At 58.4% G+C, this 26,538-nt stretch carries 25 protein-coding genes; 1 reads left to right on the forward strand and 24 read right to left on the reverse strand.

Annotation, left to right across the window (positions count from 1 at the left end):
• Positions 1-28 precede the first annotated feature (28 nt).
• The 9 genes from BLQ12_RS14495 to BLQ12_RS14535 all read right to left on the reverse strand — a co-directional run bounded on the left by BLQ12_RS14495 (position 29) and on the right by BLQ12_RS14535 (position 10,608).
• Positions 29-1,201: an OmpA family protein gene (locus tag BLQ12_RS14495; protein WP_175469818.1), complete on the reverse strand. Its 1,173-nt coding sequence runs from the start codon at positions 1,199-1,201 to the stop codon at positions 29-31.
• A 626-nt stretch (positions 1,202-1,827) separates the two neighbouring features.
• Positions 1,828-2,628: an alpha/beta fold hydrolase gene (locus tag BLQ12_RS14500; RefSeq protein ID WP_175469820.1), complete on the reverse strand. Its 801-nt coding sequence runs from the start codon at positions 2,626-2,628 to the stop codon at positions 1,828-1,830.
• Positions 2,629-2,776: 148 nt separating this feature from the next.
• Entirely contained in the window at positions 2,777-3,466 is a 690-nt protein-coding gene (locus BLQ12_RS14505; RefSeq protein WP_092211384.1) for a hypothetical protein, read from the reverse strand.
• 11 nt (positions 3,467-3,477) lie between these two features.
• A complete protein-coding gene (locus tag BLQ12_RS14510) occupies positions 3,478-3,804 on the reverse strand; it encodes a hypothetical protein (RefSeq protein ID WP_092211385.1) in 327 nt (108 codons plus the stop codon).
• A 42-nt stretch (positions 3,805-3,846) separates the two neighbouring features.
• Positions 3,847-4,455, reverse strand: a complete 609-nt coding sequence (locus BLQ12_RS14515) for an RNA polymerase sigma factor (protein WP_092211386.1) — start codon at positions 4,453-4,455, stop codon at positions 3,847-3,849.
• 534 nt (positions 4,456-4,989) lie between these two features.
• On the reverse strand, positions 4,990-6,111 hold the full coding sequence (locus BLQ12_RS14520) for a hypothetical protein (protein WP_139163988.1): 1,122 nt from the start codon (positions 6,109-6,111) through the stop codon (positions 4,990-4,992).
• Between the two features lie 10 nt (positions 6,112-6,121).
• Positions 6,122-7,489, reverse strand: coding sequence for a TIGR01777 family oxidoreductase (locus tag BLQ12_RS14525; RefSeq protein ID WP_175469822.1), 1,368 nt, complete (start codon positions 7,487-7,489; stop codon positions 6,122-6,124).
• A 193-nt stretch (positions 7,490-7,682) separates the two neighbouring features.
• The gene (locus BLQ12_RS14530; protein WP_092211389.1) at positions 7,683-9,746 is read right to left on the reverse strand and encodes an ATP-binding protein; all 2,064 of its coding nucleotides are present in this window, start codon (positions 9,744-9,746) and stop codon (positions 7,683-7,685) included.
• 61 nt (positions 9,747-9,807) lie between these two features.
• Positions 9,808-10,608, reverse strand: a complete 801-nt coding sequence (locus BLQ12_RS14535) for a transglutaminase-like domain-containing protein (RefSeq protein ID WP_092211390.1) — start codon at positions 10,606-10,608, stop codon at positions 9,808-9,810.
• Positions 10,609-11,297: 689 nt separating this feature from the next.
• Between BLQ12_RS14535 and BLQ12_RS14540 the strand changes: the two genes are divergently transcribed.
• Entirely contained in the window at positions 11,298-12,308 is a 1,011-nt protein-coding gene (locus BLQ12_RS14540; protein WP_092211391.1) for a serine/threonine protein kinase, read from the forward strand.
• A 288-nt stretch (positions 12,309-12,596) separates the two neighbouring features.
• Here BLQ12_RS14540 and BLQ12_RS14545 read toward each other — a convergent pair whose 3' ends face one another.
• The 15 genes from BLQ12_RS14545 to BLQ12_RS14610 all read right to left on the reverse strand — a co-directional run bounded on the left by BLQ12_RS14545 (position 12,597) and on the right by BLQ12_RS14610 (position 26,535).
• Positions 12,597-14,018 carry an NADH-quinone oxidoreductase subunit N gene (locus BLQ12_RS14545; RefSeq protein WP_175469824.1) on the reverse strand — a complete coding sequence of 474 codons (1,422 nt, stop codon included), beginning with the start codon at positions 14,016-14,018 and terminating at the stop codon, positions 12,597-12,599.
• 205 nt (positions 14,019-14,223) lie between these two features.
• On the reverse strand, positions 14,224-15,798 hold the full coding sequence (locus tag BLQ12_RS14550; protein WP_092211393.1) for a complex I subunit 4 family protein: 1,575 nt from the start codon (positions 15,796-15,798) through the stop codon (positions 14,224-14,226).
• A gap of 406 nt (positions 15,799-16,204) precedes the next feature.
• Entirely contained in the window at positions 16,205-17,992 is a 1,788-nt protein-coding gene (locus BLQ12_RS14555; protein ID WP_092211394.1) for a Na(+)/H(+) antiporter subunit D, read from the reverse strand.
• Positions 17,979-18,227, reverse strand: coding sequence for a hypothetical protein (locus BLQ12_RS14560; protein ID WP_092211395.1), 249 nt, complete (start codon positions 18,225-18,227; stop codon positions 17,979-17,981). Before BLQ12_RS14560 ends, BLQ12_RS14555 begins: the two co-directional genes overlap by 14 nt.
• Entirely contained in the window at positions 18,227-19,753 is a 1,527-nt protein-coding gene (locus BLQ12_RS14565; RefSeq protein ID WP_092211396.1) for a monovalent cation/H+ antiporter subunit D family protein, read from the reverse strand. The genes BLQ12_RS14560 and BLQ12_RS14565 overlap by 1 nt, the downstream gene beginning before the upstream one ends.
• Before the next feature lie 625 nt (positions 19,754-20,378).
• Positions 20,379-20,696, reverse strand: a complete 318-nt coding sequence (gene nuoK, locus BLQ12_RS14570; RefSeq protein WP_092211397.1) for an NADH-quinone oxidoreductase subunit NuoK — start codon at positions 20,694-20,696, stop codon at positions 20,379-20,381.
• The gene (locus BLQ12_RS14575; RefSeq protein ID WP_092211398.1) at positions 20,693-21,211 is read right to left on the reverse strand and encodes an NADH-quinone oxidoreductase subunit J family protein; all 519 of its coding nucleotides are present in this window, start codon (positions 21,209-21,211) and stop codon (positions 20,693-20,695) included. Before BLQ12_RS14575 ends, nuoK begins: the two co-directional genes overlap by 4 nt.
• The gene (locus BLQ12_RS14580; RefSeq protein WP_092211399.1) at positions 21,208-21,648 is read right to left on the reverse strand and encodes a NuoI/complex I 23 kDa subunit family protein; all 441 of its coding nucleotides are present in this window, start codon (positions 21,646-21,648) and stop codon (positions 21,208-21,210) included. The genes BLQ12_RS14575 and BLQ12_RS14580 overlap by 4 nt, the downstream gene beginning before the upstream one ends.
• The gene (nuoH, locus tag BLQ12_RS14585) at positions 21,645-22,625 is read right to left on the reverse strand and encodes an NADH-quinone oxidoreductase subunit NuoH (protein WP_092211400.1); all 981 of its coding nucleotides are present in this window, start codon (positions 22,623-22,625) and stop codon (positions 21,645-21,647) included. The genes BLQ12_RS14580 and nuoH overlap by 4 nt, the downstream gene beginning before the upstream one ends.
• A gap of 2 nt (positions 22,626-22,627) precedes the next feature.
• Positions 22,628-23,248 (reverse strand): NADH-quinone oxidoreductase subunit D-related protein, encoded by a 621-nt coding sequence (locus tag BLQ12_RS28035; RefSeq protein ID WP_254782057.1) that lies wholly within the window; start codon positions 23,246-23,248, stop codon positions 22,628-22,630.
• Positions 23,196-23,747, reverse strand: a complete 552-nt coding sequence (locus BLQ12_RS28040) for an NADH-quinone oxidoreductase subunit D-related protein (RefSeq protein WP_254782058.1) — start codon at positions 23,745-23,747, stop codon at positions 23,196-23,198. The genes BLQ12_RS28035 and BLQ12_RS28040 overlap by 53 nt, the downstream gene beginning before the upstream one ends.
• 60 nt (positions 23,748-23,807) lie before the next feature.
• The gene (locus tag BLQ12_RS14595) at positions 23,808-24,251 is read right to left on the reverse strand and encodes an NADH-quinone oxidoreductase subunit C (protein ID WP_092211401.1); all 444 of its coding nucleotides are present in this window, start codon (positions 24,249-24,251) and stop codon (positions 23,808-23,810) included.
• A 62-nt stretch (positions 24,252-24,313) separates the two neighbouring features.
• Positions 24,314-24,892, reverse strand: coding sequence for an NADH-quinone oxidoreductase subunit B (locus BLQ12_RS14600; protein WP_092211402.1), 579 nt, complete (start codon positions 24,890-24,892; stop codon positions 24,314-24,316).
• Positions 24,889-25,278 (reverse strand): NADH-quinone oxidoreductase subunit A, encoded by a 390-nt coding sequence (locus BLQ12_RS14605; RefSeq protein ID WP_092211403.1) that lies wholly within the window; start codon positions 25,276-25,278, stop codon positions 24,889-24,891. Before BLQ12_RS14605 ends, BLQ12_RS14600 begins: the two co-directional genes overlap by 4 nt.
• Positions 25,279-25,599: 321 nt before the next feature.
• The gene (locus BLQ12_RS14610) at positions 25,600-26,535 is read right to left on the reverse strand and encodes an RluA family pseudouridine synthase (protein ID WP_217640321.1); all 936 of its coding nucleotides are present in this window, start codon (positions 26,533-26,535) and stop codon (positions 25,600-25,602) included.
• Between the last annotated feature and the right edge of the window lie 3 nt (positions 26,536-26,538).

Here is a 26,538-nt window from a genome sequence, read left to right on the forward strand (position 1 = left end):
TTCCAATGGAAGCCCTTCCGGGCTCTCATCACAAGGGCCTGAGTTCCACCCGTCGGTTCTGTTTGCGTCCCTCCTCGGTCTCATTGTCCGCCACGGGATTTTCCTCTCCGAAGCCCTGGTATTCCATGCGCCCTTCGGCGACGCCTTTGCTCACAAAATACTCCTGCACGGCCTTGGCCCGCCCTTCAGAAATTCGCTGGTTGGCCGTGTCACTCCCCTGGCTGTCTGTGTAGCCTTCGATGGAAACCCGTACCTCGGGGTTGGTCATCAACACCGCCACCACCTCGTTGAGCAGGGGAAGAAAATCGGACTTGATGCGCGTCTCGCCGGTATCAAAGGTCAACCCCTGAATCACCCAGCACCCGCGGTTGTCCACTACGGCACCCTGGGGCGTGTCCGGACAGCGGTCCATGCTGTCTTCCACCCCGTCACCGTCGGCGTCCAGAATCACGGGGCACCCCAGCTCATCCACGGGCTGTCCCGCAGGGGTGTCCGCACACACATCCATGTCATCGGGGACCCCATCCCCATCGGAATCCAGGATCACCGGGCACCCCAAGGCATCCACGGCCTGCCCCGCAGGGGTGTTCGGACAGGTGTCCACATCATCGGGGACCCCGTCGCCGTCGCTGTCCATGGCGGCCATGGGCTCCTCTTCCGCCATGGCTTTCTCACGCTTTCCGAAGCGCCAGCTGATACCCAGCTGCCAGGCAAGGTTGTTGTAAAAATCATCAAAGGGCATCACGTGGCGAAGTTCGGCTCGTAAATCCAGGTTATCCATCACGGCGTACTTGATACCCGCCCCGTACTCGGCCATGAAGTCGGTCTCGGAATCCCCCACGTCCGGGTCCAGCCGCAGGGCACCGGCCCCGATGAGGACAAAGGGCCTTAAGGCCTCTTCGGGCATGAAATGGTAGAGGCCGTCCAGGGAGTATCGCTGGCCGTCCACATCCACATCGCCAGTTTCCGTTTCAGCGGAGATCCAGGTGAAGCCGCCTTCAAGGGTGCATCGGTTGTTTATGGCATACCCCAGGGCCAGGCCCAGGGTGTACCCGTCATCCAGGTTCTGGTTCCCCTCGAAGATATGCCCCCCCACCATGGGGGAGAGGTCAAAACGATAATCCGGTTCTTCAGCGCTCAGCTGCCCTGCACAGAAGGCCATCACTGCAACCAGGGCCAGGGCTTTCATGCATCGTTTCATACTGCCTCCTTTGTCCTTTGTATCGTGGATTGCCTTGCGAAGCCGTTTTAACGGAATAAAACGTACCATATCAGCCAACCCCGGGAATCTGAGGCCTGCCTATGACAAATGGAAGAGTCACTGTCCGTCCGGGACGGAAAAAATGCGATGAGAGCTGCTTGTGCGGAGGAAATCGTAATGCCGAAACCATAGATGGCCGGTGCCCGAGGGCATTGAAAGAGTGTTGAGACATGATGCTGAAGGCTGTTGTTCCGTTGAGACGCTGACACGTATCTCCATACGGAGCAAGGCGGTAGAGCGCCCCTCAGCCCTTTGGAGGTGGGCCGTGCCTATGCCCGGAGCCCCACCCTTTTGGTTAATGTGGGAAGTATACACCAACGGCACCCGGACATTCAATCAGTAATCATTTAAATTCATTTAAAAAACAACAACTATACAGTCCCAAAAGCAGCCTCCGGCGGCAAGGTGTGCCACCTTTAATACAGGTTGCGAATGCGCTTTTGATTTAGATTGGACTGAATCGGTTTTAAAACCTGTTTATTAAACTTTATAAAAGTTTAGCCCCCGGCAGGGCCGCCGGAGGCATAAGTTTAATAAACCGGGGGGTCAGCCCGGGCGGACCGGAATCAGTTGAGACAGGTGTGCCGCCTGACATGGGCGGCAATGATGGGGTTGACCTTGGGACCATGGGTCAGGGGCGCCATGTGGCCGGCGTCCACGAGGTGGTAATCCACGTCGGGAATCACCCCGGAGAGGGCCCGGGCAATTTCAAAGGAGAGATCCGGGCTACGGCGCCCCGCCATGAGACAGGTCGGGGCCGAAAGCTTGCCGTAACGCCCCATGCGAAGCCCCTTATGGGCGGAGGCAAAATAGTCCAAGGGCATCTTTCTGACGCACCCTGCCAACAGCTCCTGAACCTCTGCGGGAAGCTTATCAAAAAGGCCTTCGCCGCTGAAAAAATCCACGAACATGGAGGCCCCTGTTTTGAGGTTGCCGCGATTGATCTCCTCGATCACCGAGCCCATGAGGGTTTTCTGCTTTTCGTAGAGGCCATCGTCTATTTCGCGAACCACATGGTTGGCCATGGGTTCATACAGGGAGATACTGCGAATGCGCTCCGGCATCTCCAGGGCCAGGTGCATGGCCACGGCCCCGCCGTAGGAATGCCCCACCAGGTGATACGGGGTATCGCCCGGCACATGCTCGGCAAGGGCTCTGCGGATAAGGCTCAACTCATCATCCAGGCTGAAATGCCCCGCCTGTTCATCGGAAACACATGGGGCATCCCCATACCCGTACAGGTCCACCGCCACCACCTGATGGGTCTGCTTCAACTCCTCCATCAGGGAAAACCACTGCACCTTCGAACTCATGGAGCTGTGAAGCAAAACCACAGCCTCCCCTTCGCCTTCGGACAACCACCCCATGCGTATCCCCCTTAATTTGCCGTACAAAAAAAAGCCCTGATGCCGCAATCGGTCATCAGGGCCCATGTTAAAGGCCTCGTCCGGCATGTCAAGGATGTTGGGGTCGCACCGGCTGTCAAGCACCCAAAGGTTGCTCAGATTATCACAATCACGGTCTGAAACGCCGGGGCCGTCCCTTGATGTTTCCCGTTCGGTACGTCCAGTACGCCTCCAGCTGCTCGGGAGTCAGAACACTCTGAATCGACCGGTTTATCCCACCCCCCTTGGCCATGGCCTCGGCACGATATTCCCGGAAGGGTACGCCCTCTGCCGTAAGCATCATCCGGGCCACGGCCTTCTGGGCTGCCACCCGGCGAGCCACCAGGGGCGCAAGGGCATCCTGCTGAGCCGGGGTCAGGGAGAGGGCTGTTGTCAGCTCGGCCATCACCTCATCGGGGCTCTTGTCCGCCCAGGGGAGCCGCCAGCTGTTTCGAAGCAGGTTGAAACGACGGGTCTTCTTTGCCTCATTAAGTAGCAATTGACGCTGTGCGGGCGTCAGGAGGTCGGCGATTCGGTGGTATCTTTGGAGAATAATCGTATTGACCTCGCCCAGGGTGCGATCGTGAAACTCCACCAGTTCCCCACGCAATCCGGCAAGGAGCGGATCGATGGACCGCCTCTGCTGAGGGGTCAGGTCAATGCGGCTCACCATGCGGGTAATGACCATGGACGCAGGGGGACCACCGTGCACAAACCGGCGTATTTTCTGGTGTGTCATCTGCCGCGCCATAAAAAAACCGGCCAGGGCCCCCAGACAGAAGATCAATCCCACCCCCACCATGAGTTTCACTCGTTTCATGACTACCTCGGTCAAAACACGTAAGAGACCAGATGCTCGACGTACACCGACGTGTCCATCAACACCAGATTCAATAAGTCGTCACTACCATGGGACAAAGCCATCATTAGCACGGCAAGTCCGCCCGTCGCAAGGGAGGTCAGGGGAGCAAGTCGCCATACGGCCTCGGAAAAACCGACCCCACGCTCACTCACCGGTCGGCAGCGCTGGCGGGCGACTGCCCTCATCACCCCGGCCTGAAAGGCCTCCGTCTCATCCGGGGCCTGCCACAGCCCTTGAACCGTTTGCCGCTCTTTCAGGGCTCTCACCAGACGGATCTCCCACCGTTCTTTTCTCATTGTTGCTTCCTCCTCCCGGATAAATATCTTTAAAATCTCGTCTCAGGTCATTTTTTCCAGGATTTGTTTCAGCTTCCGGCGACTTCGAAATGCGTTGATTTTCACATTGGCCATGCTCATGTTCAGGAACAAGGCCACCTCACGGGTGGAGTACCCCTCCAGATAGTAAAGCTCCATGACCATGCGCTCCCGGGCCGAAAGGACGCCCAAGGCCAGGGAAAGCACCTCTTCCGCTGTTTTCCGGGTTTCCTCGGCATCAAAGCGGCGGTGAGAATCGGCGGAAAGCACGGCATCCATCCACTCCGTCGAAGGAAGGTCTCCCCCCGGCGCAAGGGAGCTGATCGGGGTCTCTTTGCATCGCATCTCCCTGCGCCAGAAATCATAGCAGGTGCGCACGGCCACCGTGGTCAGCCATGCCCGGAACGAGCGCCCCAGGGTAAAAGACCCGAGGGAGCCGTATGCCCTGACAAAGACATCGTGGGCCACTTCTTCCACATGGTCCGACGGCACATGCCGGCAGACAACGCCCCACACATGCCGGGTGTACTTCACCAGCAACGCTTCATACGCGTTGGCATCCCCCGCCAGCACGCGGCGCACCACCCCGTCGTCGCATATCTCAGTCCTCTCGTCTTTCGAATAATTCTGCATTCGCCCGCTTCAACCCGTTCCGCGCTGCAATCTCACCGGCTCGGCCATCCTCATCCCCACATGCAGCCGTCACCGGACCTCCCCCGCCGTTGTCCGTATCACACCCTATGATTCGCGCAAAACAGGCAAAGCGTTACATAAAATTATCCGCTCATTTTTTTCGTCCCCGGTGTAACCCCCGGCCATCCAAAAGCGACTACATCATTACAAAACATTGTTTTGCCCAAACGCAAAGCAAGGATTGTGCTGGCAGGACGCCAATCCCTGACCCGTGATCAGGCGCTGCACTTCTTCCCCCCAGAAAAGACGCAGCACCTCCCTGATCATCTCCCCCAGGGCCCCCTGCCAACCCAAACGCCCCGCCATGCAAACCGCATGACGGGGCGTTTCAATTAACCGAGTCAGCTTAAAACAGCCTCCGGCAGAGGAACGGCGGTCAAACCTGATAATCCGCAAGTTACGCGTGTGAGCCTGTCCGCACAAACCGTCAGTTTTTATGTCGGGCGAAATCCGAGCCGAAGGCAGGCTTCCGTGTCACGCGATCACAGGCTCCCGCTCCCGCTCTCCCTCGTCCAGGAGTTTGCCGCTGAAAAACATCAGGTAAAGAAACAGCCCGTAACCCGCCGTGGCCACCGCAGCCATCAGGGGGATGGCGTCCCCTAAGGGGACAGCCACGCCCACGAGGAGCCAGTGGCCTGCGATGAGCTGTTTTGAGTTCAGGCGAATGGGAAAATCATACCGTCGGTAGATCACGGCCAGCCCGCTTAAATTCCATCCGTAAAGGGCAGCCACTGCGTGGAGTCGAAGCAACAGATCCCCCCAGCGGAGATACCCGTCGGACATAATCTCAAGGAGAATGTAGGCGATACCCGTGATGGCCGTGTACAAAAGAAACAGCATCCCCGACACGAGAAAGCTCTTCTGCTGCAGCCCCTTCACATAGGTGACAAAAAGGACAAAGATAAGGACCACCGTAAAAAAGAGCACCACGGTCACGGCCACCTGGGGCCAGAGCTTGCCGGCCACGATAAAAAGAAAAAAGGTGATGACCCCCAAGTTCACCGCCCAGAAGGCAAACAGGCTCGCCACCTTCATCAGGGGCTTTTTAAGGTCCGGGATCAGGGAGAACATGACGCTCATGGTGATCAGGGAGACGGGAAAGGAGAACCCAAGGAAAAAGGTGTCGATGCTCAAGGTCTCCAAGGTAAAGAGATGAAGCCAGGCATCATTTAAAATCACCATCACCGAGGTGAGAAGCCCCAGCACCAGACAGAGGAGCGAGGCATGGGCAAACCGTGAGGCCGTGGTGTACCCGCTGACAAAAAAATCCTTCGGAAAGAATGTAAAGGCCTTGCAGCGGACACTCTCGGCGATAACGGCCAGGCCCAGGCCGCAGAGGGCCGCAGGAATAAAGAGCTCCATCCAGGCGAGGACGGCAAAGACAACGGAGAAGACCAGGAAAAAGCGCACCCGCACCGACATGTCCTTCTTGTTCTCGATGTAATACAGGATGGAGGTCCCGCCGGAGGTGAGGTTGAACAGAAAAATATGAAGGCGCTCAAAATTGTGGGTCCCCGGCACCAAAAGATGCAGGTAGCCGAACCCTAGGGCCATCACCATGATGATCATAAACAGCAGTCGGTATCGTTTCCTCACGGTACGTCTCCTATAAAACCTCGGAAAGAGCGTCGGCAAGGGTGGGATGAACAAACCCGTACCCGCTCTGTTCAAGCACGCCGGGCAGGGCTTTCACACCTTCCAGCAACACCTCCCGCCCCATCTCCCCGAAGGCGCAGGTGATGGCCGCCGAAGGAAGGGTGGTGAAGGCACAACGGTTCAAGCTCGATGCTAGTATCCGGGCAAACGCCCGGTTGGTGACGGGATGCGGCGCGGTGAGGTTCACCGGCCCCTCGATGGTCGGGGTGCGCAGGATGTGGTCCACGGCCCCCAGGACATCCTCCATGGAGACCCAGCTCATGTATTGCTCACCGCTGCCGAAGGTGCCCCCCAGCCCGGCCTTGAACACAGGTCGAAGCCGCGCCAGCGCTCCCCCTGCAGGGGTCAGCACCACCCCGATGCGCAGGGTGACCAGCCGACCGCTCGGATGGGTCCAGTTCGCCTCGGCCGCCTCTTCCCACAGCCTGCACACCTCCGACACATAGGACCCGCCGCAGGGTGCGGACTCCGTCACCGTGTCGTCGCCGCGGTTCCCGTAAAACCCCACGGCAGACGCCGACAGGAAAAGCCTCGGGCCACCTTCAAGCCGGGAGACGGCCCGTGCCAGAAGGGAGGTGCCGTCCACACGGCTTCGGATGATTCGTTCACGCTTTTCAGCGGTCCACCGTCCGTTTCCGATATTTTCCCCGGCCAGATGGATCAGGACATCACACCCCTTTAATTTTTCCTCCTCAAGGGTTCCTCCCACCGGGTCCCAGGCGATCTCACACGGGCCTGCGGCCCGTCCCCTCACCAGGGGCATCACCTGATGTCCCTGGCTTTTCAGCCACGGCACCAGGGCCGAGCCGATAATCCCTGCGGCCCCTGAAACGGCAAAAGTCAGGGACGGCTCGCCCGTGGCGGCAAGGCGTGAGGCCATGTCCCGGGCGGTGATGGCATGGCGGTAGCGAAACATCCGCGCAAGTTCCTTGTCCACCAAGGCACCGGCCACGGGGTGGGAGGCCGCGGCAAAGGGAAGGCTGTAACGGATGCTGTCGGTAAGAAGGCATCCCCCCTGGTCCTCGTCAAGCCGGTGGGTGTGCTCAAAAAAAGCAAAGGGCCCCCTGACCATGGTGTCGGTGAACCCCCGGCCTGGGTCACAGGCGGTGTGAACGGAGTGCCAGCGAACCGGCAGGGGACCGGCCTTGAGGGTCAAAGAGGTGGTGGCCCCTTTTTCCAGCCCCCCCTGGCGCCTCAGGTTGTCAAAGGCCACCCAGGGCGGGGTCAGCCGCTGGACAACCCCCTCGCCCCCGTGCCAGCCAAAGGCCTCACGGGCAGAGCAGTTCAGGCGAAGCTGCCGTGTAAATCGTCGATGCATCCCGGCCCCCATGGGTTTGGTGTGTCAGTCTTAAGGCTCTGGACTCAGGGACATGGAGACCCGGCACCATGTCACCGTGTCCACCCAAGTGGAATAGTACAGGATCACGGCTCGCGCAATACGAAAGTCGCAGAGTCCGGCTCCGGCGGCGGGAAGGTAAGTGCCGGAAAGAAAAGGCAGGGGCAAGGGGGCGTCAGGTCTTTCGCTTCGATTTGCCGGCATCAGGGGGTCCGTCCTTCTCCTCCTCCCGCTCCAGGGGAACCTCCACAACGATTTCACACCCCTTTTCAGGGGACGAGTAAATGCGAAAGGCCCCTTTCATGAGACGGGCCCGCTCCTCCATGTTTCGAAGGCCCATGTGGCGACCGCTGGCCGCTCCGCCCTCCACGGCCTGGGGCATGAACCCGCTGCCGTTGTCGCGGATGCGAAGAATCAGGTTGGGATGGGAAAAGACAAGGCGGATGGAAACCTTGTCGGCATAGGCATGTTTGTAGATGTTGGTCAGGGATTCCTGGACAATGCGGAAAAAATTGATTTTCGTGTCGTACTCCAGGAGGGCCTCACGGACCCCGGCCACCCGGAAATCCACCTCCACACCGTATTTATCCGAGTAATCCGCCGCATAGACCTTGATGGTGTGCACCAGCCCGAACTGGGCCAGGGACGGGGGCTGCAGGTCGTAGGCAATGTTCCGCACCGAATCAATGGACCCCTTCAGGACCGACACAAAGGCATGGAGGTCCCCGGGGGCCACCGCCTCTTTGCGGGCCGCCTTCTCCTGCATCATCCGGGCGGTGATCATAAGAGAGCCCAGGTCCTGGGCCACATGGTCATGGAGATCAAAGGCGATGCGGCGGCGCTCATCCTCCAGCCCTTTTTGAACCTGCTTTCGGTAGCGTCGTTCCCTTTCGGCCAGCTCCCGTCTCTTGCCCACGTTGTCGATGCTGAGCCCCACCTGGGTGGCCACCCCGATGAGAAGGCTCAGGTCCCCCTGGGTCAGGGCCCGCTTGCCGTGAAGGTTGGCCGCCACCAAGACCCCTGAGATGCGCCCCTCCATGGAGACAGGCACGACCAGAAGGCTCTCCAGACCCTGGACATCGGGAAAGTCAGGGCCGAACAAGGTGGTCTCGGAAAACCCCTTCACCCCGTTGACCACGATGTTCTCTTTGTTCCACAACACCCGGCTCATGGGCTCCGTCCGGCATATGAGCCCCCCCCTGTCCTTGAAATGATCCACCTGGGACGGGGTGTACCCCACCTGGGACGCCAGCTTCAACCGCTTGCCGTCATAAAAAAAGAAGGCAATGCGATCGTAGTCCAGGTGCCTTGCCATGACATTGATCACCCCCTGGGCTCCGCCCTCCTGGGAGTCTGTCATGGCTGCTTCCTGGCTGATGCTCTTGATGAGAAGGGAGTGCCGGTTGCGGATGTTGTCGTCCTCGGCGAGATCTCCGGCATAGTTTCCCTGGGCCTGAATGATGTTCAGCAATTCCTCTTCCCGCTTGTGGTGGGACACAAACCCCAGGCAGGTGATCATGAGAAAAAGAGAGCAGCTGACCAGCAGGACAAGGGGCGTTGGAAAGATCACCGCCATGGCGATGCCCAGGGGCGCGCCCACCGCAAAGGCACGGTTCCGCATCCGGCGCCACACCACAGAAGGCGCCGCGCTCCAGGTCACCTCAAATCGGCAGGCTTCGCCCCCTTTATGGATGCACTCGGTGTGCTTCACATGGGCAAAGGCGTTTGTAAAAAGAAGCCCGACCGCCTCCAGGATCCCCACACACACATCGCACTGGTAGGATTTGGTCGCAGCTCCGGGGGCCGGACGGCAGACCATCTCCGCCGACTCTTTTCCCGTGAGGTGAGCCGTGGCGTGGACCCCGCGGCTCACCTTGCAGTAGTTCCGCTCAATGGTAGAAAAAAAGGCCGACGGGGAGACCATGCCCAGTATGAACTGCCGGACCACCCACATCTCCTTGGAGCGGATGACATATCGCCCGGCTTCCCTTGCAAACTCAGGGCTGCCGCACATGTCCATGAGGGAAAAATAATACTTGTCGCACTGATCCTGGGTAAACCAGTGGCCGGGATCGTCGATCTCATACTTACGGATTCCGGCAGCCTGGTACACAGGCTCCAGGCTCAACAGTGCATACTTCTCCCGGGCGTAGTTGTCGCAAAACTTAAGCAGGCGGCTGTTGTACAACGCCCCGGAGGATGTATTCTTTTTTTTACACACGTGGGATGCGCCTGTCATCGTCTCTCCAGTGTCCACCCTGAACCGTTGGCATCACCTTCACTGGGGCCCCCGGGTGTGTTTATGAAGCATCCGCGACCATCTGAGGCTCTCGGTTCATTCTGCGGAAGAACAGAACGCATCTCAAATACTGCCAGAAGAGATAGAGGTGAAATTTTTTCCGGAACAGGTACTTCACAAAAAGCGGCTGCAATTCATCGCAACTGGAGACCGACTCCCGGTTGGCACGCAGAAACCTCACATAGGTGCTTCCCATCAAGGCACGGATGCCCTTGCCGTTTTTCTTGGCTTTAAGCATCTGATCGTCAATGCTCGCAACCGGGCAGGCAATATCGAGGATATCGTTGGGGTCCAGGTGGAGCAACGCGTTGTTCTTGCCGTCCCAGTCCACCAGCTTGGCCGTGGGGTTGAAGTGACCGGTGGCACGGCAGAAATCGTAATCATCGGACGGATCCACCTGAATCCACCGGCCTTCAAGGAAAACCGCCCCGAAGATATGCACGGACTCCTCGCTCATGAACTGCCGGAACAACGGCAGCATCACCGGCCCGAAATAACTTTTCCCCTTGACCCGGAGCACACCGTACCCTGCCGGGAGCCCTGCTGCCCGGCACATCGCCACAAACAGGTTCGCCGCGTTGGTACAGGTCCCCTCGCGTTCGTAAAGGGTCTCGGAGGCCCGCTTGTGCCAGTCTCCCACGCGATAAAGAATTTTATCGCGCACCCAGTAAAAAATCGCCACGGCTTTGTCCGTGTCGTTTGAAAGGGTCGCTGTCACAGCTCGTGCCTGCCGGATCACATCGGGATGGTCGTAATCGCAAAACCGGGTCGTCTTGAGATACTCTGCCTGAGGATGAGTCATGTCCGCCTCCGCTTTGGTTGTTGGAATAACGTTGTCAAATCAGACTTCCAGCATCAACTAACAAGGTATTACGAACCAGCGTTATGGGCTGGTGTAAGTGCTTTTTCGGCCGGACCGGAACCTGCAGCGCGCCCCGGAAAAAGGCCCTTACCGGGACGGCTTACGGCGATAATGTTATGGATGACCGCTGTCGGGTCAGCATGGGGACAATGAAAGAGTCAGGAATACCGGCGGTCTTACGAATGAAGCAATGCACGGGAGCATCGCACAGGGAGACTGGAGCAAGCAATTGAATCATCGGGGACGTATCCAAAGCAGGTTAACAGCTTGTTGTAACGCGATATCGCCACACAGACCAAAACCTTGTCATTACGATTTAAGGGGTCTCAATCCCAAACCACTGGCGCACAAATCCGTGACGGAGATGTATTGCGGGGGGGCATCAATTGTAAAGCGTTGAATACTCGACAGGCCGGTACACCCGTTTATATGCTCAAACACTATATCACAAAGCAATCAGAAATCTATATATTTTTACTCATAAAACGAACTGTTTATTCTCACGTGACACAAACAGAGTATTTCAGGGCATCGTATATCGTGATCTCGCGACGTACGAAAGCCAGTGAATCGCAGCTCCGCAGGCCCCGCTGTTTTCTCCGTGGGCAATATCTGGTATACGTACGCCTATGAAAGATGACACATCATATCCAGAAGACGGCTTTTCATCCCTGACCCCGGACGTCCTGCTTGGCGCCGTGGAGCGGGCCGTGGGCGAACGCCTCACCGGGCTCACCTCTCCCCTGCCCAGCTACATCAACCGGGTCTACGAGCTCCTGGCGTTTTCAGGCAAGCGCTATGTGGTCAAATTTTACCGCCCCGGACGCTGGAAAAAAGAGGCCATCGAAGATGAGCATCGCTTCATGATGGACTGCGTGGCAAACGATATCCCGGTGGTACCTCCGTTGCCCCTGGCAGGCGGCAGCAGCCTGGGCGAGGTGAACGGCATCCTCTTTGCCGTCTTTGATAAACGCTCCGGCAGGGAGATGGAGCTCAATACCGATGAGGACTGGCGCAGGGTCGGTACCCTCCTGGGCAGGGTCCACATGACCGGAGCCGCGGGGAACAGCCCCCACCGGGTTCACCTCCACCCGGAAAAATCCCTCAAAGATGACATCCACTGGCTCCTGGCCGGCCAGGATATTCCCACCCACATGACCTCCGAGGTTCAGGCGGTGCTGGAATCGGTCCACAGCGAAGCCTGCCGGGTCTTTGATGCGGTACCTGATGCCGACATCATCCGCCTGCACGGGGACTGCCACCTCAAAAACTTTCTCTCACGGGACCACGAAGGGCTTCTCATCATCGACTTTGACGACATGGCCACAGGCCCCGCCGTCCAGGACATCTGGCTGCTCCTCCCCGACCGGGTGGCCAACTGCAGACGGGAATTCAACCTCCTGCTCGAAGGCTATGAGCAGTTCAGGGATTTCGATGACCGAACCCTCTGGCTGGTTGAGCCCCTGCGCGCCATGCGCATGATCTACTTCCTGGCCTGGTGCAGCCGCCAGAGGCAGGATTACCGCTTCAAGACCCTCTTCCCCGACTGGGGCAGCGAAAACTTCTGGCGCTCGGAAATGAACGATCTCACCCGCCAGCTGGCCCACATGCAGGAAGAAAAACCCAAGGGAAACGGGTAGCAAAGACAACGCAGATAAAACGCGATACCTCCGGCGGCCCTGCCGGGGGCTAAACGTTTGCCTGATCTTATAACGACGGGTTTAATACACAGGTTTTAAAAACAGATTCTGTTTCATCTGAACCAATAGCGAATGCGATTTTCCCTGAGAACGAAGGGGAAAACGCATTCGCTACCTGCTTTCGAGGTGGCACACCTCGCCGCCGGAGGCATTGCTTTTTGTTTTATCCTGAGCCCTCTTGCCCCTGTGGTTCATCCGACTTTAACCATGGAAGGCTCGCTTTCCATCCTACATAAGTGTTCCCACCGCTTTTTCAGCCACTTCCATGAAAAACTGGGGAAAGATACCCACCAGGAGAATGGCGGCCATGAGGGTAATGCCGAGAAGGGAAGCGGGTTTGCCCACCGCAAGGGTGTCACCGGGGCTCTCCGTGGGAGAGTAGGCGGCACGGACCAGCTTCAGGTAATAAAAGGCGGAGATGCCGGCGTTGATGACGGTGATGATAACCAGGGCGTAAAGGGACTCCTGGATGGCGGCGGTAAAGATAAAGAATTTCCCGAAAAAGCCCACCGTGGGGGGAATGCCTGCCATGCCGAAGGCCCCCACGGCAAGGACCAGGGCAAGCATGGGGGACCGCCGGTACAGCCCGGAAAGGGACGTGAAGGTCACATTCTCGCCCTCCTGCCCCACATGGTACACCACATAAAAGCAGGCCAGGTTCATCATCATGTACCCGGCGATGTAATAGATGGCCGTGGCAAACCCCAGGCTGTTCACGCAGAGAAGGGCCACCATGACGTACCCCGCATGGGCAATACTGGAATAGGCCAACAGCCGCTTTACGTCCTCCTGCACCAGGGCCGAAAGGTTGCCCAGCACCATGGAGAAGACGGCAAAAGAAGCTAAAATCCAGTTAAAATCCCCCATCTCAGCCCCGGCTGCAAGGGAAATAAAACGAATAAGAAGGGCCACGGCCCCTGCCTTGGGAATGGTGGCCACAAACCCGGCGGTCTCGTTGGCCGCCCCCTGGTAGACATCCGGCGCCCAAAAATGCATGGGAAACAGGGCCAGCTTGAAGAAAAACCCGGCCAGCATCATCACCAGCCCCACGATGAGCATGGGACTTGACGAAAGCAGGCCCGGGACCACGGCCCCCAGCTCGGCAAGGTAGGTGGTATGGGCGATGCCGAAAACGTAGCTCATGCCGAACAGGGAGATGCCGCTGGCAATGGCCCCGAACAGCACATACTTGATCCCCGCCTCCATCTGCTCCCGGTGCCTGCCGTCTGCTTTCCGAAAAGGAATCACCACGTACAGGGCAAAGGAGGAGACCTCCAGGCTGATAAAAATGGTGATGAGCTCCACGGCGCTGGCAAGAAACACAAGCCCTGCCGCGCTTACCGTCACAAAAAGAAAATACTCAGGCTGCAACTTCTGCTCAATGCCCTTGAGCCCCTCCCCCATGACCAGCACCACAAACAGCCCCACGGTGATGACGATCTTAAAAAGCTGGGAAAAGGCGTCCACCTGATACGCCCCGAAAAACAGGTCCCCCTCCTGGCCCCAGGACGCCACCGCGCACACCACCACCGTGGCTGCCATGGCAAGGGCCGCTCCGTACACCCGCTTAAGGTTCCAGGAAGCAAGGCTCGCCAAAAAAAGCACCAGCGCCATGACCATCAACGCACACTCAGGCAGAAAAATCAGCATGTTCATCCCATCCCCAATTCAGCTTATGCCTCCGGCGGCCCTGCCGGGGGCCAAACTTTTGAAAAGTTTGACAAACAGATTTTGTTCAATTTCACAGAAGCCTTCGCGGAAGCTCTCACCCTGAGAAACGAAGGGGGAGGGCTTTCGCAACCTGGGGTCCAGGGGATCATCCCCTGGCCGCCGGAGGCAGGCTTTTTCGTAAAGCCTACGGCTGCGCCCCGTCCATGCAACGCCCCGGTTCCAGTAAAGAGTGCAAAGTGCCATGGGGGAGCTCACGGCCTTCATCTACCTGCTCGAGCAGATGGGCGAGAGTGGGCTCCATGACGCGGATCAGGGGCTTGGGGTTCAGGCCGATCCAGAAGACAAAAATCAGCAAAAAACCCAGGGTCACAAATTCGCGCAAATTGAGATCCCAAAGGGCATGGCCGGGATCGTCACCTCCGTGGGCATGTCCGTCGGAGTCGGCCCACACCATCTTCTGCACGAGGCGCAGCATATAGGCCGCAGCCAGGATGGCCCCCAAAATGGCGATAATCCCCACGGTGTTGCTCGCGGCAAAGGCCGACACAAGCACAAGAAACTCCCCCACAAAGCTGTTGGTCCCCGGAAAACCGAAGGAGGCCAGGGAAAAAAGAACCAGATAGGTGACGTAGGCGGGCATCAGCATGCCCAGGGCCTTGTTGTCTTCAATCTCCCGGCTGTGGGTGCGTTCGTAGATGATCCCCACAAGGATAAAGAGAGCACCGGTGACGATGCCGTGGTTGATCATCTGGAGCATGGCCCCCCGGAGCCCCCCTGCGGTCAGGAGAAAAATCCCCAGGGTCACAAAGCCCATGTGCCCCACGCTGGAATAGGCGATCAATTTCTTGACGTCGCTCTGCCCCAGGGCCAGGTAGCCCCCGGCCACGATGGAGATAAGCGAAAGGCCGATGAGCCAGGGCACGAAGTACAGGGTGGCGGCAGGCGCCATGGGCAGGCAGAACCGTAAAAAACCGTAGCCCCCCATCTTCAACAGGATGCTGGCCAGAATGACGGACCCTGCCACAGGCGCCTCCACATGGGCCGCCGGAAGCCAGGTGTGAAGGGGAAACATGGGGATCTTGATGGCAAAGGCCAGGGTAAAGGCCAGAAAAATCCACACCTGAAAGCCGAAGGGAAAAACCACCGCCATGAGGTCCGGAATGAAAAAGGTCCCGCACCGGATGTACAGCACCGCAATGGAGACCAGCAGAAAGACGCTGCCCAACAGGGTGTAGAGAAAAAACTTGATGGACGCGTAATCCCGCCTTTCCCCGCCCCAGACCGCGATGAGAAGGTACATGGGCACCAGCATCGCCTCCCAGAAGATGAAAAAGAGGACCAGGTTCAGGCTCACGAAGACCCCGATCATGGAAGCCTCCATGAAAAGGATCACGCAGATGAACTCCTTGTGGCGCTCCGTGATGTACGTCCAGGAACAGAGAACGCATAAAGGCATGATAAGGCTCGTCAACAGCACCAGCAACACACTGATGCCGTCCACCCCCACCACGTAACTCAAATCAAGAAAAGGAAACCAGTGGGACACCTCGGCAAACTGGTACAGGGCCGTGCCGTGCTGAAAGGCCGTGTACAAAGGCAACGAAAGCACCGCCGTGGCCGTGGTCACCACAAGCCCCCACCCCTTCAGCACCTTCTCCCCCTTAAGAAAAAAGGTCACCAGCCCCCCCATGAGCGGCAACAAAACAAGGGTCGATAAAACAGGATAGCCCAACGTGTTTGCAATCAGATAGGTGTCCATACGTCCCCAATGTCAGTTAAACGAGAAAGAAATGAGCCTCCGGCGGGCAGGGGCTGAGCCCCTGCACCCCAGGATCGCAAATGCTTCCGGGCTCGTTCCTCGCCCGACGCATTTGCTGACGGGCTGCGCCCGTAAGAGAGCCCGTCGGTTTAGGTGTAGGCTTTCAGCTTTTGGAATGGCAGGAAACGCCATCGCTTAAAAAAACCACACATCCTCATTTTTTATGATTTACCATCAGCACTTATCTACCAGTAATCATGCCCCTGTACTTGCCACGGGCGAAGCCCGTCAGGGAATGTGATGGGCCTGAGGAACGAAGGCTCAGAGCATTCCCGTACCTGGGGTCCAGGGGATTTATCCCCTGGCCGCCGGAGGCGCTTTTTGCTTTTTGGCCATCAAAGGCCAGCTACACAAAAAAAACCACGGCGGCCAGGATCACGAAGATGGCGGCCACGGCGCTGCCGATGTACTGCTGGACCTGACCGGTCTGGACCTGCCGTAGTTTGTTGCCGCCTTCCACCACCTGCCGTGCGGACCCGTCGATGGTAAAATCGATCCCCTCTTTGTCGAACCAGGAAAAAGCTCGGGCTAAAGCCATGGAAAGGGGGGTGCCCATGGTGCGGTAGACGTTGTCCATCCATTCGTTGAAGGCGTGGACGGGTTTTGACGCCACCCACATAAAGACACGGGCCCCTTTCCGGTAGAACCAGTCGAGGTCCAGGCTCATGTGGTCTTCGGGGGTCAGTTTCCTGACCATGAGGTAGAAGCCGAGCCCCGTGAAGCTTAAAATCTGAAACGTCTCGGAGAGGTGGTAGGCGCTGTAGGGGTGGTACCCCACGCCAAAGGGAAGCATCTGGTAAAGCCAGCGGGTACCCGGCCCGAAGCCCAGAAAGAAGCAAAAGAAGGCGGCGACGGCCATGGCCAGGTTCATGTTCCAGGGGGCCTCGTGCCCTTCCACGCCGGAGTCTTTGCCGAACCAGATATAGTAGGGCAACTTGATGCCCACGGAGAGGAAGGTCCCCACCGAGGCCAGGGTGAGCATCACCAGCAGCACGGGTCGATGGGCCTCCCCCGCCCCTGCGATGATCATGGATTTGCTCACAAAGCCGCTGGTCAGGGGAAAGCCCGAGATGGAAATACCGCCGATGACCGTAAAGACCATGGCCCAGGGCATGTGCTTCCACATGCCCCCCAGCTCGCTGAGCTTGGATTTTCCGGTCATCTCCAGGACGGCCCCCACCCCCATGAAGAGAAGGGCCTTATAGAGAATATGGGCGTAGGCGTGGGCGCAGGCACCGTTGATGCTCATGGCGGTTCCGATGCCGATCCCGCACACCATGTAGCCCACCTGGCTGACGATGTGATACGCGAGAATCCGCCTGGCGTCGTTTTCGATGACGGCGTAGGCGACGCCGTAGAGGGTCATGACGGCCCCCAGGATGGCCAGGGCCTCGAACCCGGGAAAGGCCCGGGCCAGGACATAGACGGCTGTCTTGGTGGTAAAGGCGCACATGAAGACAGCCCCTGCCACGGTGGCCTCGGGATAGGCATCGGGGAGCCAGGCGTGGATGGGCGGAACAGCGGCGTTTAACATGAACCCCACCATGATGAGGTAGTCGGCCAGGGTGGCCCCGTCCCGTGCAATCTGCTCAAAGGCGAGCCCTTCGAGGCCCACGTTTTGGTAGCGCAAGAAAATCCCCGCCAGCAGCACCAGCCCCCCTGCGGTGTGCACCAGCAGGTAGCGAAACCCCGCCTCAACGGATTTTTTCTTTTTGCGGTACCAGACGAGGAAGGTGGAGGCAAAGGCCATGAGCTCCCAGAAAACAAAAAGGGTGAGGTAATCCCCGCAGAGGGTCACCCCGAGGGAGCCCGCCACGTAGAGAAAGGCGGCGGTGTGGTGACCGCTCTCTTTGACGTGCAGGCTGTAAAAACCCCCGATAAGGGCCATGAGGGTAAAGACATTCAAAAAGACAAAGGTCAGCTTGTCCACCCGCCCGAAAACAAGGTCAAACCCCATCCAGTTCACCGTGCCGAAGCTTTCCGGGAGTTGGTAGATCAACACAATGGAAAGGGCAGGCACCCCCACCAGCACCAGCTTCATGAGCACGGGGTGAATTCGCTTGAAAAGAGGCATCAACACCGCCGCCAGAAAGAACCAGGTGGTCGGGTGCATAAACAGCTCATGACTTGTCATAGTAGTCCTCATCCTGCATCAGCCAGAGGTGATAGATCCCCTTGCAGACAACCGCCATGGCAAGGCAGCCCAAAAACCCGAAGGCCGACCAGAACCCGATGACGGTGTCCCCGAAAAAATGGGGGTCGTGGCGGGAAACCGTTACGTCAAAAAGAACGGTAAACCCCAGCCAGAGAAAAAAGAGCCAGGTAAGAAGCCCGGACCGCGCCCTTAGAAATCCTATGATTTTTACCATCACAACCCCGCTGTCGCCTGTGTTAACCCGGTAAAAAATCCCGTATCCAGCACCGAGATAATTTTGAAAAAAAGATCAGGATAGAGCCCGAACAGCACCGAGAAGATGGCGGTGACCGTTAAGGGCACCACCATGAAACGGGCCAGGGGCGTCTTCTCCAGGCTTCCGGTCTTGCCTTCGTCTTCGGGCAGTGGCGCGCCGTAAAAGGCCTTGATCACCACCGGTACGAAGTACCCCGCATTGAGCAGGCTGCTCACCAGGAGCACGGTGAGTAATATCCAGTTGTGGATCTCCATGGTGCCCAGGGCGAGGTACCACTTGCTCACAAACCCGCTCACCGGCGGCACCCCGATCATGGAAAGGGACGCCAGGGCAAAGGCCCCCATGGTCCAGGGCATGCGGTACCCCAGCCCGCCCATCTCACGGATATCGCTCTTGCCGGAGACCACGAAGATGGCCCCGGCGCAGAAGAAGAGCGTGATCTTGGAAAAAGCGTGGTTGGTGATGTGCACGAGGCCCCCCGTCACCCCGGTGGGGGTCAGAAGGGCCACGCCCAGGAGGATATAGGAGAGCTGGCTCACCGTGGAGTAGGCAAGGCGGGCCTTGAGGTTGGTTTTCGTCAGGGCGATGACCGAGGCGCAGAGGATGGTAAAGCTGACAAAATAGGCGGTGAAAAGCCCGAGTCCCGTACTGTGGAGAAGGTTCACACCGTAAACCGAAAGCATGACCCGGGCCGTGGAAAAGACCCCGACCTTGACCACCACCACAGCGTGGAGCAGGGCCGACACCGGGGTGGGGGCCACCATGGCCGAGGGCAGCCAGTTGTGGAAGGGCATGACCCCGGACTTGGCAAACCCGAAGAGAAAGAGAAGAAAACTCGACACCACCAGAACCTTGCCGGTCCCCGCCGGAAAAATCCCGTCCATGATGCCGGACCCGAAATCAAGGGTTCCGGCCGTGAGGTAGACCAGTACCATGCCGGTGAGGAGAAAAGCCTTGGAGGTAAAAAAGAGATAGATGAGGTATTTCTTCCCCCCTTCGTAACCCTCTTCGTCCTGGTGGTGCATTACCAGAGGATAGGTGACCACCGAAACGATCTCGTAAAAGAGGTAGAGAGTAAACAGGTTCCCGGCAAAGGCCGCGCCCATGGCCGCTCCCACGGCCGCCGCATAGCAGACGTAAAACCGGGTCTGGGCATGTTCCTCAAGGCCCCGCATGTACCCCACGCAGTAAAAGGCCGCCAGGATCCAGAGAAAGGACGAGGTGCCCGCAAAAATAAGCCCCAGGCCATCGAGCTTCAAGGTCACCCCCACCCCGGGCAGAATCTGCGCATAGGTATAGGTAAGAACCTCCCCTGCCAGCACCTTCGGCGCCAGGTTCACCACCGAGGCAAAGGTCAGCACCGCCCCCACCACCGACCACGCCTCGCGGAGGTTGGGCCGCCTGCCCGAGATCATCACCAGAAAGGCCGCCACCATGGGAATGACAGCGGTGACTATCAACATACCGGGGGTCGTCTCAATCATCTCAATCAGCCTTGTCGGGTCAATGTTGGGTTCAAAGGTTTAAAAGCGAGCCTCCGGCGGCCAGGGGATGATCCCCTGGACCCCAGGTTGCGAATGCTCCCGACCCTCGTTCCTCGGACCGATCGCATTCGCTGACGGGCTGCGCCCGTGAAAAAAATCGACGATTATGCAACACACTAAAACCGGTGAACGTATGGCCAATCCCAAATATCCTTCATCGTGTTTATAGAAGAATAAAATGGGTCTCTCCTGCAAAGACGGTTGCCACATGCCACATATCTCGCGAATGCCTTAGTATGCATTCGCCATAGGGTTTCAAGGTGTTTTTCGCTACCGTGGCTTCGCCACCCTTGCCGCCGGAGGCAGTGCGGTTAAAGATGCCTCCGGCGGCCCTGCCGGGGGCTAAACGTTTAAAAAGTTTAATAAACAAGTTTTAAAAAACAGATTCGGTTTAATCTGAATCAATAGCGAATGTGATTTTCCCTGAGGAACGAAGGGGAAAGCGCATTCGCAACCTGCTTTCGAGGTGGCACACCTCGCCGCCGGAGGCATCGCTTTTGTTTTTTTATCCCTTTTGACCCTGTGGTTCATCGGACTTTAACCATAGAAAGCATTTTTTTATCAACTACCCCTTCAGGTCGGTCACGTCCCTGGGGTCGCCGGTGGAGAACTTTCTGTAGACCGCCAGGATAAAGCTGATGGCGATGGCGGCTTCGGCGGCGGCGATGCCCATAATAAAAAGGGTAAAGATCTGACCCACGGCGGGGTCCGGAGCCAGGAATTTATTGAAGGCCATGAAGTTGAGGCCCGCGCCGTTCAAGACCAGCTCCGTAGAAATCAGCATGCCGATGAAGGTCTTGTGGCGGATCATGCCGTAGATGCCCATCATCAGGAGAAAGAGGGCCAGAATCAGGTAGGTGTCCAGGGTGGTGTGAAAGCTCATGACCCCACCTCCTCGCGCCCGCCCCGGGCCAGGATGATGGCCCCCACGATGGCCACCAGAAGCACCACGGAGATCATTTCAAAGGCAAGGCACCAGGTGAAAAGCAGGCCCCTGCCCACATGCTCGATGGAAAAGTCTCCCAGCCGTTGTGCTGCCGAGGCCCAGTCTGTGCGCCCGATGACCATCACCATGAGGAAGAAGGCGGCGGCCCCGGAGGCCACAAGGCCCAGAAAGGCGTAGCGACCCATGGGCACCTTTTCAGCCACCTCATTGGGGGTGTAGCCCACCATGATGCCAAAGACCAGCACCACGCAGATGGCTCCCACATAGATGAGCACCTGCATAAGGGTGAGAAAAGGGCTCCCCAGGTAGAGGTACAGACCGGCCACCCCGAGAAGGGAGACGGCCAGGCCCAAGACGGCGTGCATGAGCACCCCGGCCCTTACGGCCAGTATGGCTCCTGCCATGGTCAGCACGACAAAGCCGAAAAAGAGGAGATCCATCAACACATTCATGCCCGCTCCTTTACGCGTTTCAGGAGATCATAGAAGAACTCCTCCCGGGAGAACCCTGCCAGCTCGTACTCGCTGCAAAAATCGATGGCCCGGGGCCTGCAGGACTCCACGCAGAGGCCGCAGAGGCTGCACTTGGTAAAATCCAGGGTAAAAAGGGTCAGCACCTTGCCCTTGACTCCCTCCTGCTTCTCCCCTTCCACGGTGATGCACTGGCAGGGGCAGATCTTCATGCAGGAGAGGCAGACAATGCACCGGTGGGCCCCTGTGCCCTCATCCTTCACCAGGTCGATGTGGCCCCTGATGGCCGGGGTCACGTCGATCTTTTCCCGTGGGTACTGCACCGTCACCACGGGAGAGACCATGGCTTTAAAGGTGACCCCCAGGCCCGACAAAAGGCTCTTGCTTCCGGTTATCAGATCACTGAAGTATCCACTCATAGGCACGCCACAATCAAAGCGGTTAAAAGAAGGTTCCCCAGGGAAAAGGGGATCAGGTATTTCCAGGCGAGGTTCATGAGCTGATCGAACCGCACCCTGGGATAGGTCCACCGGACCCAGACCATGGTGAGCATCAGGAGGAACACCTTCAGGAGAAACCAGAGGGCACCTAAGTACTCTCCGCTGAAGGGGCCGTGCCACCCGCCGAAAAAGAGCACCGTGGCCACGGCGCAGACGATGAACATGTTGCCGTACTCGGCGATCATGAACAGGGAGAACCCGAACCCGCTGTACTCGGTGTGGTATCCGGCGGTGAGTTCACTTTCGGCCTCGGGCAGGTCAAAGGGGGCCCGGTTGGTCTCGGCCGTGGCCGAGATCAGGTAGATGAGGCAGGCCACGGGCTGGACCAGGACAAACCAGACCGTGCCCTGGGCGGCCACGATGCCCTGCATGCTGAAGGTGTTGGTGATGAGCACCACCGAGAGCAGGGAGAGCAGGATGGGAATCTCGTAGGCAATATTCTGGGAAACCGATCGCACCGCACCGAAAAGGGAGTATTTGTTGTTGGAGGCCCAGCCCGCAACGAAGATGGAGAGAACGTTGATGGAGGAGGCCGCCAGCACAAAGATGAGCCCCAGGTTGATGTCCCTGCCCACCAGGCTCTTGGAAAAGGGCAGCACAAGAAAGGGGAGCACCACCGGGGTAAAGGAGAGAAGGGGAGCCACGCGAAAGATGGTGCGGTCGGCGTCCCTGGGAACGATGAGCTGTTTGGCGATGATCTTGACGCCGTCGATGACCATCTGGAGCCATCCCTGGACGCCCACCTCCATGGGTCCCCAGCGCCGCTGGATCCTGGCCGCCACCTTGCGCTCCAGGTAGCCCATGACCAGCGCATTGATAAACACCAGGGAGATGAGCAGCACAAACGCCGTCACCAGTCGCATCACGTCGCCGAAAGAGAATTGCATCGTGTCCATAGTCACCTGTCGATTTCCGGGATCACCAGGTCCAGGCTCCCCATGGCCGTCACCAGGTCCGAGAGGAGCATCCCTTTGCAGAGTTCGGGCAGGGGGCTCAAGTTGCTGTAGGAAGGCACCCTGACCTTGAGGCGATAGGGGGTATCGCTGCCGTCGCCCACGAGATAGTACGAGAGGGAGCCCCGGGCGGCCTCCACCGTGAAATTGCAGGCACCGGCCGGGAGCTTCAGCTTTTTGGTTTTTTCCATGACGGGCCCGTCGGGTAACCCGTTCAGGGCCTGTTCGATGATGCGAAGGCTCTGTTCGACTTCCCGGATCCTGACAATATACCGATCAAACGAGTCGCCGCAGTCTCCGGTGGGAACCTCAAAGTCAAAGCGATCGTAAATGGAGTACGGCTCGCTCTTGCGCACGTCGTAGGCAATGCCCGAACCTCGGAGCACGGGCCCCGTGACACCGTAGCGCAGCGCCATGCTCCGGTCGATGATGCCGATGCCCTTGGTCCGTTTCAAAAAGATGATGTTGTCGGTGACCAGTTTCCGGTACATGGGGAGCCGCGATCGCATGCGGTCAATGAAGGCCCGGGTCCGTCGGATGAAGGTGTCGTCGATGTCCTTGGTCACCCCCCCCCACGCGAAGATAGCAGTAGGTCAGGCGAGAGCCCGTGATCTCTTCCAGGATATCGAGGATCTTCTCGCGGTCGTCGAAGGTGTACAAAATGGGGGTAAAGGCCCCCAGGTCCAGGACGTAAGCCCCGATGCCCACCAGGTGGCTGGCAATGCGGTTGAGCTCTGAGGTAATCACCCGCACGTACTCGGCCCGCTCGGGAACGGCAACCCCGCACATCCGCTCCAGCAGCCCCACATACCCGTGGTTGAAAAGAATCGCCCCCAGGTAATCCATGCGTCCGGTGTTGGGGTAAAAACCGTTGTAGGGGCGCCCTTCGGCCATTTTTTCGTGCATGCGGTGCCCGTACCCCAGAACCGGGTCCAGGGCCATGGCGTATTCGCCGTCCATCTCCAGCACCACACGCAGGACCCCGTGGGTGCTGGGGTGCTGGGGTCCCATGTTGAGCAGGAACCGGTGCTTGGGACCGGCGATCTTTTCGAGCTTGGTTACCATGGCTGCTCCATCTTGGTGTGGCGATTCACGCGGAGGGCTGCCCATGCGCCGTGTGGCGGGCTACCCCCATCCGATGTCGTCTGTGGCTTTTCGCTTTGCTTCAGATTTAAGAAGGGGTTTCAGGTCTTTGTCCTCATCGCAGAGGATCAGGGGCACTAGGTTGTGGTGGCCGGAGAAAACGACACCGAAAAAATCCCGGGTTTCCCGTTCGTGCCAGTCCGCCCCCTGATAGATATCACTGATGGTGTCTACGGCCCCTGATGGGGGCAAAGGGGCCCTGGCGTTGATCCGGCAGGGGCCATCGTAGTGGGCGAACTGATAGATCACCTGAAGGGCGGGAGAGGCGTCCACGGCGGTGACGAAATCAATAAAGAAGCCTTCGTCCAGAAGCCACCCGGCAAAGGCCCGCACCTGGCCTGACTCAAGGGTCACCAGGACATGGAACCCGGTCCCATGGGGATCTGAGGATTCTGCGGAAAATCCCGCCTCCGTCAGTGTCAACACCGCGTCACCTGCCTTCACGCTGCACCTCACAGATCGCGGCGCACCAACGGTGCGTCGCAGATTCAGTCAATGGGATGAATTTTTGTCTCTTTCTTCATTTTCCGCTGGGGCCAGGGGTGCCGTTTTCCGGCGATCTTCTCCTGGAGTTTCAGGATCCCCTCGATGAGGGCCTCGGGTCGGGGGGGGCACCCCGGAATATAGATATCCACGGGAATCAGGGTATCCACCCCTTCAATGACGCTGTAGTTCTCTTCCACCTTGAAGGGGCCGCCGGAGATGGCGCAGTTGCCCATGGCAATGACCCATTTCGGGGCGGGCATCTGCTCATAGAGGGTCATAAGGGCCGGTGCCATCTTCTTGGTCACGGTGCCCGACACGATGAGCAGGTCGCACTGGCGGGCCGATGGCCGAAACACTTCGGCCCCGTAGCGGGCCATGTCCACCCGGGCCATGCCGGTGGCCATCATCTCGATGGCGCAGCAGGCCAGGCCGAAGGTCATGGGCCACAGAGAGTTGGCCTGGCAGACCTGGAGGACCTGTCGGGTCAAGGGGAAATTCAGGAGGCCTCCCCCCGCCACGGTATCGGCACCGGCGGCCGATTCATTCCGCAGGTATTGGGCGTAGCGTTCGATCTCTTTCATGCCTTCCTCTTCTCCCAGGTAAAGACCCCTTTGTTCCAGGCGTAGACCACGGCCAGGCTGAGAATCCCGATGAAGATAAAAAGCTCCACCGCACCGCGCATGCCGGGCACCGAGTTGAACACCGTGGCCACGGGAAAGAGGTAGAGAACATCCACGTCAAAGGCCAGAAAGATCAGGGCGTAGAGGTAATAGGAGATGCCGAAACGGTAGTCCCACATCTGGTTGAAGGGTTCGATGCCGCACTCGTAGGTCTGGTGGGAACGTGCGGTGACGACGGTTACTGGACGGAGCATCCAGGCGATGACAAAGGGAAGGAAGGCGGTAATGAACCCGCCCAGGATGAAAAACATGACATAGATATAGTCCACAGCCAACGTCGATTCCATAAGCGTTTCTCCATACCGTCTCGCGAACTTAGTTACATACCGACACGTAGGTCAACCAACCTCACGTGTCCGAACCTGTCGTTCATCGTCTACTTACGGGGCGAAGCGTTTCTGAAAAAAATCGGGTGGTCCCTTGCATCAAGGGCTAGGCATAGTCGGATAAATCTCTTTAATGCTTAGTCCTGCGACAATAAGATGTCAAGGCATTTCAGGAGATAAAACGTAGAAAAAAAAGAAGGGTTCCAAAGAATGATTCATGAGGAAAATGAAGGGAAAGGGCTTCCGGACCACGCCCCCCAAAGGGATGGCGTGGTTCGGTCCTTACGGGGCCAGAAGGGAAACAACGGCTGAGAAATCTTCAGGCAGGGGGGCTGTCCACGTCATCCTCTGCCCCGTGCCCGGATGGCAAAGGGAGAGGGTATGGGCGTGGAGAAGCTGTCCGGAAAGTCCCCTGATGGCAGACCGTAAAGCCGCAACCTGGGGAAGGCCACGATCCGCCTTTCGACGTGTGTACACCGGGTCTCCCACCACGGGGTGGCCGAGCCACTGGGTGTGCACGCGAATCTGATGGGTCCGGCCTGTTTTCAGGTCCACATCCAGCAGGCTGGCACCGGGGTACCGCTCCAGCACAGCATAATGGGTCTCCGAGGCTCGTCCCGTGGGGCTGTTGACCCCCATGCGCTTGCGATCCCTGGGGTCCCTGCCGATGGGCCGGTCGATGATGCCGCGGTCCTCGGGCACCTCCCCGTACACCAGGGCCCGGTACCGCTTGGTCACCTCTCGCTCCTTGAACTGGCGCGTCAACTCCAGGTGGGTTTTCTGGTTCAAGGCCACCACGAGAAGACCTGTGGTATCCTTGTCCAGGCGGTGGACAATGCCGGGACGGAGCTCGCCGCCGATCCCTTCCATGTGGGGGAAATGATGCAGCAGCGCGTTGACCAGGGTCCCGGATTCGTGGCCGGCGGCAGGGTGCACCACCAGACCTCGCTGCTTGTTGACCACCACCAGGTCCTCGTCGGCGTGGATAACCTCAAGGTCGATGGCTTCGGGTACAACGGTCAGGGGCTTGGTTTCAGGCACCACGACCCGCACGCACTCCCCATGGCGCACCTTGTGCTTGGGCTTGCTTGCCTCACCGTCCACGGTGACAAAACCGTTTTTGATAAACTGGGCGGACTGGCTGCGTGAAAGCACCAGCCCTTTGTCTGCCACAAACAGATCAAGGCGCCGTCCGTGATCTTCGGTGGATACCGTCACGGA

This window comes from Desulfoluna spongiiphila (assembly GCF_900101345.1).
Taxonomy (GTDB): Bacteria; Desulfobacterota; Desulfobacteria; order Desulfobacterales; family Desulfolunaceae; genus Desulfoluna; species Desulfoluna spongiiphila.